The sequence below is a fragment of the Streptomyces sp. NPDC091281 genome (assembly GCF_044757425.1).
In the GTDB taxonomy this organism is placed as follows: domain Bacteria; phylum Actinomycetota; class Actinomycetes; order Streptomycetales; family Streptomycetaceae; genus Streptomyces.
Genome location: NZ_JBIVUY010000015.1, coordinates 243,923 through 251,343, shown reverse-complemented (window position 1 = coordinate 251,343; position 7,421 = coordinate 243,923). Strand labels below are relative to the sequence as shown.

Genomic DNA, 7,421 nt, shown 5'->3' with positions numbered 1-7,421 from the left:
ACCCCGAAGGGCTTCATCGTTCGACTTGCATGTGTTAAGCACGCCGCCAGCGTTCGTCCTGAGCCAGGATCAAACTCTCCGTGAATGTGTACCGGATATCCGGTTCACACACACGAGAGCGGAACAGCCAGGCGGAATAAGCCCGGCCGTTCACAGCGTCCTCGCTGTGTGTTTTTTTCTTCAAAGGAACCACATCCCCGGCTATCACTGCCGGGAACGGGGTATCAACATATCTGGCGTTGATTTTTGGCACGCTGTTGAGTTCTCAAGGAACGGACGCTTCCTTTGTACTCACCTCAGCCGACCGGCTCAGGCTTTCCTCCGGGCATTTTCCCTTCGGTCTTGCGTTTCCGACTCTATCAGATCTTTTTCCGATCTGATTTCCTCGGTGCTTTCCAGGTTTTCCGCTTCGTTTTCGCGGTTTCCCTTTCCGGCGGTTCCGACTGTATCAGATCCTTTCGGCGCTGATTCCCTGTCAGAGGGGGTTGTCCTCGCGGCCCGTGGGCCGTTCCGACGAGTGAGACATTAGCGGATTCCTCCGGCCCGAAGCCAATCGGGGCGGCGTTCTTTCGAACGCGGATTCCTCATTTCGCGAATACGCGCGCACCTGTGCGGACAGCAGCCGGAACGACTGTTGTCGCGAAGTGGTGGGTACTTGCGGAATGGCTGTCCGGGGACCGACCGGAGTCGGCGCTCACGCTCGGACAACTCGGAGAACAGTACGGACGCGCGCGGATCGTGTCAACCTCCACCCGGAGGCCACCCCGGAGGCGTACGCTGGGCCCATGACTACGCGTACGACCAGCACCCAGCTGTGGTGGGCCGCCTGACGGCGGCCGGACTGACGTACGTGTCCAACGGCCGCCGCTTCGGCGGCCGTTTCTGTGTCTCCCTCCTGGGGGTCGGTCGGCCGGTGGCGGCGGGCTCGATCAGGAGGTGGAGAGATGAAGCGGGTCTTCAGCGGGGTCAAGCCGACCGGGCATCTGACGCTGGGGAACTATCTGGGCGCCATGCGGCAGTGGGCCGACGTCGACCAGCACCGGGCCGACGCCCTGTTCTGCGTCGTCGATCTGCACGCGCTCACCGTCGACCACGATCCCGGGCGGGTACGCCGGCTCAGTCGGCAGACGGCCTCGCTGCTGCTGGCGACCGGGCTCGATCCCGCGCTGTGCACCCTGTTCGTGCAGAGCCACGTCGACGAGCACGCGCGGCTGTCGTATCTGCTGGAGTGCGTGGCCACCGACGGGGAGATGCGGCGGATGGTCCAGTACAAGGAGAAGGCCGCGCGGGAGCGGGCCCGGGGCGGGAGCGTGCGGCTGTCGCTGCTGACGTATCCGGTGCTGATGGCGGCCGACATCCTGGCGTACGGGACGGACGAGGTGCCCGTCGGGGACGATCAGCGGCAGCACGTCGAGCTGACGCGGGACCTGGCGCTGCGGTTCAACCAGCGGTACGGGCAGGCCTTCGTGGTGCCGCGGGCCGTGCTCCCGGCGGTGGGCGCGCGGGTCATGAACCTCCAGGAGCCGACCTCGAAGATGGGGAAGACGGACGACTCCGGACCCGGGATCGTCTACCTGCTCGACGAGCCTGACGTGGTGCGCAGGAAGGTGGCGCGGGCGGTCACCGACAGCGGGCAGGACGTCGTCCACGACCGGCGGGCCCGGCCCGGGATCACCAACCTGCTGGAGATCCTCGCCGCGTGCACGGGTGGGAACCCGGAGGAACTGGCGGGCGTTTACCGGTCGTACGGCGCTTTGAAGGAGGACACCGCCGAGGCGGTGGTGGAGGTGCTGCGGCCGGTGCAGGCGCGGCACAAGGAGCTGTGTGCCGATCCCGCCTATGTGGAGGGGGTGTTGCGGGACGGCGCGGAGAAGGCCCGGGGCATGTCCCGGCCGGTGGTGGACGCGGCCTATCGGGCGATCGGGCTGCTGCCGCCGGTCACGGAGCCGGTGCTGAACGCCGTCCGGTAGGCGCGGGGGCTGGTGGCGAGGCGCGACGCGAAGTGCTGGCGCATCGTGACCTCGCTGCCGAACCCGGCGCGGCGGGCCACCTCGGGCATCGGGAGGTCAGTGCGTTCGAGGAGTTTCTGTGCGGCGGCGAGACGCTGGTCGAGGAGCCAGCGGAGGGGGGTGGTGCCGGTGGCGGCGGTGAAGTGGCGGGCGAAGGAACGCGGGGACATACCGGCGTAGGCGGCCAGGTCGTTCACGGTGAGCGGCTCGTGGAGGTGGCGCAGCGCGTGCTCGCGGACGGCGGCCAGGGCGTCGGCGTCGCGGTCGGTGCGCGGCGTGGGGTGCTCGATGAACTGGGCCTGTGTGCCGGTGCGGATGGGTGCGGTGACCATCGAGCGGGCGATGGTGGCGGCCGCCTCGGCGCCGTGGGTGCGGCGGACCAGGTGGAGGCAGAGGTCGATACCGGCTGCCGTGCCGGCGGCGGTCCAGATGTTGTCGTCCTCGATGAAGAGCGCGTCGGGGACGACGGTGACGCGGGGGTGGTGGGTGCGCAGCAGGTCAACAAGGTTCCAGTGGGTGATCGCGCGGCGGCCGTCGAGCAGGCCGCTCTGGGCGAGGGTGAAGGCGCCGCCGCAGAGGGCGGCCACGGTGGTGCCGCGCGCGTGGGCGCGGCGCAGAGCGTCCAGGACGGGCGGGGGTGCGGGAGTGAGGTGGTCGTCGAGGCCGGGGATCACGATGAGGTCGGCGGTGTCGAGCCAGGTGAGCGGGCGGTCCGGGAGCAGGGTCAGACCGCCGCGCATCGGGATGGGCGTATCCGTGTCGGCGGCGACGCGGCGCAGGTCGAAGGCGGGGGCTCCCCGGTCGGCGCGGTCGGTGCCCCAGACCTCGGTGATCACGGAGACGTCGAAGGCGCGGACACCGGGGAAGGCGACGAGCGCGACGCGGAACGGGCGCGCGGGCCGCGGGGCGGGCGTGGGCGCGGTGTCGTCGGGCGTGGGCGCGGGTGCGGGTGCCGGGGCGGTGGCCATGTGTGGCAGTAAAGCATCGATCGCTGGCTTTCCGCCCTCTGGGGCGGGTGCGGTTCCGGCGGCACGATCGTCGGCATGGACATCGCAGAGAACGCAGCGCTGGTGGTCGTCGACGTGCAGAAGGGCTTCGACTTCCCGGGCCTCGGCGCCCGCAACAACCCCGGTGCCGACGACAACATCGCCACCCTCGTCGACGTGTGGCAGGCCTCCGGTCGCCCGGTCGTGTTCGTGCGGCACGACTCGGTGTCGGCGGACTCGCCGCTGCGGCCGGGCCAGGAGGGCAACGACTTCAAGGACTACGTGGAGCAGCGGCGCGGAAAGGGCGCCGGGGACGAGCTGTTCCTCACCAAGACGGTGAACTCGGCGTTCTACGGGACGCCGGATCTCGACGGCTGGCTGAAGGCGCGGGAGATCACGCAGTTCGTGGTGGCGGGCATCCAGACCAACCTGTGCGTGGAGACGACCTCGCGGATGGGCGGGAACCTGGGGTACGACGTCGTGGTGGCGTACGACGCGACGTACACCTTCGACGTGGAGGGGCCGTTCGGCTGGCGGCGGACCGCGGACGAGATCGGGCAGGCCGCGGCGGTGTCGCTGCACGGCGGCGGGTTCGCTCGGGTCGTGAACACGGCGGACGTGGTGGCGGGCGCCTCGGCCGCGTGAGCGGTGGTGAGTGAGGGCCCCCGTCGGACCGGGGTGGGGGGACCGGGGCGCCGTGGGGCGTCCCGGCCGGGGGCGGGGTGCGGGTCAGTCCTTGGTGCCGGAGGCCAGCGCGCGGCTGCGGTCGCGGGCGGCTTCGAGGGCGGCGATGAGGGCGGCCCGTACGCCGTGGTTCTCCAGTTCGCGGATGGCGTTGATGGTGGTGCCGGCCGGGGAGGTGACGTTCTCGCGGAGCTTGACCGGGTGTTCGCCGCTGTCGCGGAGCATCGTGGCGGCGCCGATCGCGGACTGGACGATCAGCTCGTGGGCCTTGTCGCGGGGCAGGCCGAGCAGGATGCCCGCGTCCGTCATCGCCTCGACCAGGTAGAAGAAGTACGCCGGGCCGGAGCCGGAGAGGGCCGTGCAGGCGTCCTGCTGCGACTCGGGGACGCGGAGGGTCTTGCCGACCGAACCGAAGATCTCCTCGGCGTGGGCGAGGTGGTCGGCGCCGGCGTGGCTGCCCGGCGAGATGACGGACATCGCCTCGTCCACGAGGGCGGGGGTGTTCGTCATGACACGGACCACGGGGACGCCCGTGGTGAGGCGGTCCTCGACGAACGCCGTGGGGATACCCGCGGCGCCGCTGATGACCAGGCGGTCGGCCGGGACGTGGGGGGCGAGTTCGTCGAGGAGGGTGCCCATGTCCTGCGGCTTCACCGTGAGGATGAGGATGTCCGCGGTCTTGGCGGCCTCGGCATTGGTGACGGGGGTGACGCCGTAGCGGGTGCGGAGTTCCTCCGCGCGTTCCGGGCGGCGGGCGGTGACCAGGAGGTGGGCGGGGGGCCAGCCGCCGCGGAGCATGCCGCTGAGGAGGGCTTCGCCGATCTTGCCGGTGCCGAGGACTGCGACGGTGTGGGTCATGGCGGGGGCCTCCGGTGGGTGCGCGTCGTGCGGGGTCATCCTTTCACCGAGGGTGAGGGGTGGGGGTGCTTGTCCGGTGGGCGGGACGGGGCATGGGGAGCCGGAAGGGGGCTGAGCGCGGCGGTGTCAGTCGGTTCGGCGGCGCAGGGTTGCCGCGCCCAGGGCCAGGACCAGGAGGGCGCAGCCCGCCACGATCAGGACGTCGAGGACGAAGGCGGAGGTCAGGTCGGGGTGGCGGAGGACCTCGTTCATGCCGTCGACGGCGTACGACATGGGCAGGACGTCGGAGACGGCTTCGAGGGCCGGGTGCATGGTGTCGCGCGGGGCGAAGAGGCCGCACAGGAGCAGCTGGGGGAAGATCACCGCGGGCATGAACTGCACCGCCTGGAACTCGGAGGCCGCGAACGCCGAGACGAAGAGGCCGAGTGCCGTGCCGAGGAGGGCGTCGAGCAGGGCCACCAGGAGCAGGAGCCAGGGGCTGCCCATGACGTCCAGGTCGAGGAGCCACACCGCGAGGCCGGTGGCGAGGGCGGACTGCACGATCGCGAGCGCGCCGAAGGCCAGGGCGTAGCCCGCGATCAGGTCGCCCTTGCCCAGGGGCATCGACAGGAGGCGTTCGAGGGTGCCGGAGGTGCGTTCCCGCAGGGTGGCGATCGACGTGACCAGGAACATCGTGATCAGCGGGAAGATCCCGAGGAGGGACGCGCCGATGTTGTCGAACGTGCGGGGGTCGCCGTCGAAGACGTAGCGGAGCAGGAAGAGCATCACGCACGGGACGACGATCATCAGGCCGATCGTCCGCGGGTCGTGGCGGAGCTGGCGCAGTACGCGGGCGGCGGTGGCGGTGGTGCGGGCCGGGCTCAGGGGGGCGCGGGAGGCGGTGCGTGTCGTCGTCGTCATCGGGACTCCTCGGTCCTGGCCTCGGGGGTCTTCATGCCCTCGGTGCCTGCTGTGCCCTCCGTGCCTGCTGTGCCCTTCGTGCCTGCTGTCCTCTCCGTGCCTTCGAAGCCTTCGGGGCCTGGGCGGGGTCGCTTCGTGTCGGCCGCTTGGTCCACCAGGTGCAGGAAGGCGGCCTCGACCGTGTCGGCTCCGGTGCGGGCGCGCAGGGCCTCGGGGGTGTCCTCGGCGAGGATCTCGCCCTCGCGCAGGAGCAGCAGGCGGTGGCAGCGCTCGGCCTCGTCCATGACGTGCGAGGAGACGAGGATGCCCGCGGCGCGGGAGGCGGCGATGTGGTGGAAGAGCTGCCAGAGATCGCGCCGCAGCACCGGGTCCAGGCCGACGGTCGGTTCGTCGAGCACGAGGAGTTCCGGGGTGCCGAGCAGGGCGACGGCGAGCGAGACGCGGCTGCGCTGACCGCCGGAGAGGGTGCCCGCGAGGGCGTCCGCGTGGCTGGTCAGGTCGACGTCGGCGATCGCGCGCGTGACGTGCGCGTGGCGGCGGTCGGCGGCGGCGCGGCCCGGGTCGAGGACGGCGGCGAAGTAGGCCAGGTTCTGCCGTACGGTCAGGTCGTCGTAGACGGACGGGGCCTGGGTGACGTAGCCGATGCGGTGGCGCAGCGACGGGTGGCCCGCCGGGCGGCCGAGGACCTCCAGGGTGCCGGTGACCTTGGCCTGGGTGCCGACGACCGCCCGCATCAGCGTGGACTTTCCGCAGCCCGAGGGGCCGAGCAGGCCGGTGATCCGGCCGCGCGGCACGGTGAAGTCGAGGGCGCGCAGCACCGTGCGGGGGCCGCGGACGACGGTGAGGGCCGTCGCGCGTACGGCGGGTCCGTCATCGCCGACGGCGGGTGCGGGAGCCGGGGCCGGGGCGAGGGCCGCGGAAGGGGCAGGGGTGGCGGAAGGGTCAGAGGTGGCAGCGGTGGCCGGTCGCCTCCGGTTGTAATTCACCATGTGATGAATAATTGTCGGGGAGGGGGTGGCCGTCAAGGGTCGGCGGACGCCCCCGGAGGCTGGGTGCGGGCTGTGGTCCGGTCAGGGGCGGAGGGCGAGGAGGAGTTCGACGTCGTAGGTCTCCTCGACCGTGCCGTCGGGGAAGTCGGCCAGCAGGTGGGCGCGCTCCTCGGTGAGGAAGGCCGCCGTGTCCGCCTCCGCCTGGACCAGGAACAGCGAGTGGCTGCCGATGTTCGCCAGGTGCGTGTCCACGGGGACGCTGCGGCTCCACCGGACGCGGCGGTGCACGAGGTCGACCGGTCCGGAGAGGGCGGCACGGGCGGCGTGGCTGCCGTCGCCGGTGCGGTCGGTGGCCTGGTCGAGGCCGAAGTGGTCCTGCATGCGCAGCGCCTGGGCGCGCTGCCACGGCACGTCGAGCGCGCTCGTGTTCCACCACAGCGCGAGCGCCCCGCCCGGCCGCAGGACGCGCAGCGCCTCCGGCACCGCGAGCGCCGGGTCGGTCCAGTGCCAGGACTGGGCGTAGGTGAGGAAGTCCAGGGAGTCGGCGGCGAGCGGGAGGTGGTTGCCGTCGCCGCGGACGACCGGCACGTCGGGCAGGGTGCGGCGGAACTGCACCGCCATGCCCTCACCCGGCTCCACTGCGACGACCCGCGCGCCCCGCGCGTGCAGCAGGGCGGTCGCTATCCCCGTCCCGGCGCCGACGTCCGCGACCCGGGCACCGGTCAGGGAGCGGCCCGCCAGCTCCTCGATCGCGTCGAGCAGGGCCGCCGGGTAGGAGGGGCGGTTGGCGGCGTACTGGGCGGCGGCCGCGTTGAAGGAGCGGGCGCGGTCGGTGTGGGCGAAGAGCGGCGTCATGAGGACATCGTGGACGCGCGCGGGGTGGCGGGGAACACCGCAGGGGGTGACCTGGGGGAAGGGGGCGGAGGGAGAGAGGGGGAGAGGGGGCCGGGCGGCGCGGGTCAGCGGTGGCGGCGCGGGTCAGCGGTCGGTCGCGC

The 7,421-nt window shown here is 71.8% G+C and carries 7 protein-coding genes and 1 rRNA gene; 2 read left to right on the top strand and 6 right to left on the bottom strand.

What is annotated here, in order from left to right; translation table 11 throughout:
• Positions 1 to 85: ribosomal RNA gene (locus ACIQPQ_RS33065) — 16S ribosomal RNA — on the bottom strand; the annotation flags it as partial.
• Positions 86 to 944: 859 nt separating this feature from the next.
• Here ACIQPQ_RS33065 and trpS point away from each other — a divergent pair.
• Positions 945 to 1,970 (top strand): tryptophan--tRNA ligase, encoded by a 1,026-nt coding sequence (trpS, locus tag ACIQPQ_RS33060; protein ID WP_401311337.1) that lies wholly within the window; start codon positions 945 to 947, stop codon positions 1,968 to 1,970.
• Here trpS and ACIQPQ_RS33055 read toward each other — a convergent pair.
• Positions 1,910 to 2,977, bottom strand: coding sequence for a GlxA family transcriptional regulator (locus ACIQPQ_RS33055; protein ID WP_401311335.1), 1,068 nt, complete (start codon positions 2,975 to 2,977; stop codon positions 1,910 to 1,912). The two genes, trpS and ACIQPQ_RS33055, sit on opposite strands and share 61 nt — an antisense overlap.
• Positions 2,978 to 3,052: 75 nt before the next feature.
• On the opposite strand from ACIQPQ_RS33055, the gene ACIQPQ_RS33050 reads away from it, so the two are divergent.
• Entirely contained in the window at positions 3,053 to 3,640 is a 588-nt protein-coding gene (locus tag ACIQPQ_RS33050; protein ID WP_401311332.1) for a cysteine hydrolase family protein, read from the top strand.
• Between the two features lie 84 nt (positions 3,641 to 3,724).
• On the opposite strand, the gene proC is transcribed toward ACIQPQ_RS33050, so the two are convergent.
• From proC to ACIQPQ_RS33030, 4 genes are all read right to left on the bottom strand, one after another.
• Positions 3,725 to 4,537 carry a pyrroline-5-carboxylate reductase gene (gene proC, locus ACIQPQ_RS33045; protein WP_401311330.1) on the bottom strand — a complete coding sequence of 271 codons (813 nt, stop codon included), beginning with the start codon at positions 4,535 to 4,537 and terminating at the stop codon, positions 3,725 to 3,727.
• A gap of 126 nt (positions 4,538 to 4,663) precedes the next feature.
• Positions 4,664 to 5,437: an ABC transporter permease gene (locus ACIQPQ_RS33040; RefSeq protein WP_401311327.1), complete on the bottom strand. Its 774-nt coding sequence runs from the start codon at positions 5,435 to 5,437 to the stop codon at positions 4,664 to 4,666.
• On the bottom strand, positions 5,434 to 6,426 hold the full coding sequence (locus tag ACIQPQ_RS33035) for an ABC transporter ATP-binding protein (RefSeq protein ID WP_401311324.1): 993 nt from the start codon (positions 6,424 to 6,426) through the stop codon (positions 5,434 to 5,436). Before ACIQPQ_RS33035 ends, ACIQPQ_RS33040 begins: the two co-directional genes overlap by 4 nt.
• 81 nt (positions 6,427 to 6,507) lie before the next feature.
• Positions 6,508 to 7,281, bottom strand: coding sequence for a class I SAM-dependent methyltransferase (locus ACIQPQ_RS33030; protein WP_383772139.1), 774 nt, complete (start codon positions 7,279 to 7,281; stop codon positions 6,508 to 6,510).
• Positions 7,282 to 7,421: the final 140 nt, after the last annotated feature.

Excerpts from the sequence above, each read along its gene's own strand:
- trpS (WP_401311337.1), top strand. The coding sequence starts at position 945 with ATGAAGCGGGTCTTCAGCGGGGTCAAGCCGACCGGGCATCTGACGCTG.
- ACIQPQ_RS33055 (WP_401311335.1), bottom strand. The coding sequence starts at position 2,977 with ATGGCCACCGCCCCGGCACCCGCACCCGCGCCCACGCCCGACGACACC.
- ACIQPQ_RS33050 (WP_401311332.1), top strand. The coding sequence starts at position 3,053 with ATGGACATCGCAGAGAACGCAGCGCTGGTGGTCGTCGACGTGCAGAAG.
- proC (WP_401311330.1), bottom strand. The coding sequence starts at position 4,537 with ATGACCCACACCGTCGCAGTCCTCGGCACCGGCAAGATCGGCGAAGCC.
- ACIQPQ_RS33040 (WP_401311327.1), bottom strand. The coding sequence starts at position 5,437 with ATGACGACGACGACACGCACCGCCTCCCGCGCCCCCCTGAGCCCGGCC.
- ACIQPQ_RS33035 (WP_401311324.1), bottom strand. The coding sequence starts at position 6,426 with ATGGTGAATTACAACCGGAGGCGACCGGCCACCGCTGCCACCTCTGAC.
- ACIQPQ_RS33030 (WP_383772139.1), bottom strand. The coding sequence starts at position 7,281 with ATGACGCCGCTCTTCGCCCACACCGACCGCGCCCGCTCCTTCAACGCG.